The following is a 1,524-nucleotide window of genomic DNA, read 5'->3' on the forward strand; positions in this document are numbered from 1 at the left end:
CGTCGTCGTGGACGGAGGCCAAACTGTCGGGTAGGGCCGCGCCGGTCGTGGGTGCGGTGCTGGCGTCGGCGAAGCCGGCCGCGTCGGCCGCGGCGGTGTCGTTCGACGTGTCGGCCGGGGTCGGCAAGGCGGGCACGTACACGTTCGCGGTGACGTCGTCGGTGTCGAATGCGATCGCCCGGTTCCAGTCCTCGGAGAAGGGCGCGGCCGGCCCGCAGCTGACCCTCACCCTGAAGACCCCGGCAACCAAGCCCACGGCCCCGACGGCGCCGACGGCGCCGGTGGTGCAGCCGGGTTCGAACTGCACCGTGGACGCCAAACTCGTGCCGTCGTGCAATGTGTTGTGGGGGGCGGCTGCGGGTGGGTTCAGTGAGACGCCGCGGGATCAGGCGTTGCGGGAGTGGGAGGCGAAGTCGGGTCGGACGGCGTCGATCTATCACACGTATCACCGGGGTGATGAACTGTTCCCGACGAAGGCCGAGATCGCCATGGCCAACGAGGCGGGCAGGTCGCGGGTGCTGTTCACGAATTGGAAGGTCGGCTACGGCACCAAGTGGGGCAAGGTCGCCGCCGGTGAGCAGGACGCCCGTATCGACAAGCTGTCCGCCTATATCAAGGCCAACTACGGCAAGGACAAGTTTTTCATGGCGGTGCACCACGAGCCGGAGAACGACGTGTCGACGGTGGCCGGTTCGCAGATGACGGCGAAGGACTACGCGGCGATGGTCCGCCACACCATCGGTCGGATGAATGCCAACGGTGTCACCAATGTCGTATTCGTCATGGCGTACATGAACGTGGAAAAGTGGAACGACTCGCCGTGGTGGGCGGACCTGTACCCCGGCAACGATGTCATCGACTGGGTCGGTGTCGACTCCTACGTGAACGCGCAGCCGAAGGGGTTCCACAACGGTGACTTCACCTACCTGATGAACCGCACCGGCAAAACCGCGTTCCCCGGCTGGTACAACTGGGCCGTGACGACCGGCAAGCCGGTCATGGTCGCCGAATGGGCGGTTTATGAGTGCAAGACGGCGTGCAGCCCGGAGGAGAAGGCGAAGATCCACGCGAAGGTTGTCGAGCAGATGAAGGCGATGCCGGCGATCAAGGCCATGGTCACCTTCGACACCGCGTCGGACCAGCAGGGCCTGGACATGCGCATCGACTCCACCCCACAGGCGCTGGCCTCGTTCAAAAAGATCGCCGCCGACCCCATCTTCACCGTCAACATCGGCCGCTAGACCCCGCCGATAGTCCACAGTAGACAGTGGCGCAATCCCTCCTTGGGGTTGCGCCACTTGTCGTTACCCGAGGGGGGCTGGGGAGGTAACCGGGTCGCACCCGCACGAGTCCCGGCCGGAAAACCCCGGGCCGGTCTCATTGTGGGCATGCGTACCCCCACCGCCTCCTCCCGGTTCCTGACCCGACTGATCACCGGCCTCGCCGCCGGTAGCCTGGCCACCCTCACCGCAGGAGCCCTCAGCGCCGCCCCCGCAGCGGCGGCCGCCACCCCGGCGGAGGGGA

The 1,524-nt window shown here is 66.6% G+C and carries 1 protein-coding gene; it reads left to right on the forward strand.

Features of this window, described 5'->3' with window-relative positions:
• On the forward strand, window positions 1–1,241 hold a 1,241-nt coding region (locus Vau01_RS62930), incomplete at its 5' end, for a CBM96 family carbohydrate-binding protein (RefSeq protein ID WP_444546067.1).
• Between the last annotated feature and the right edge of the window lie 283 nt (window positions 1,242–1,524).

It is taken from the genome of Virgisporangium aurantiacum (genome assembly GCF_016863635.1).
Lineage (GTDB): Bacteria > Actinomycetota > Actinomycetes > Mycobacteriales > Micromonosporaceae > Virgisporangium > Virgisporangium aurantiacum.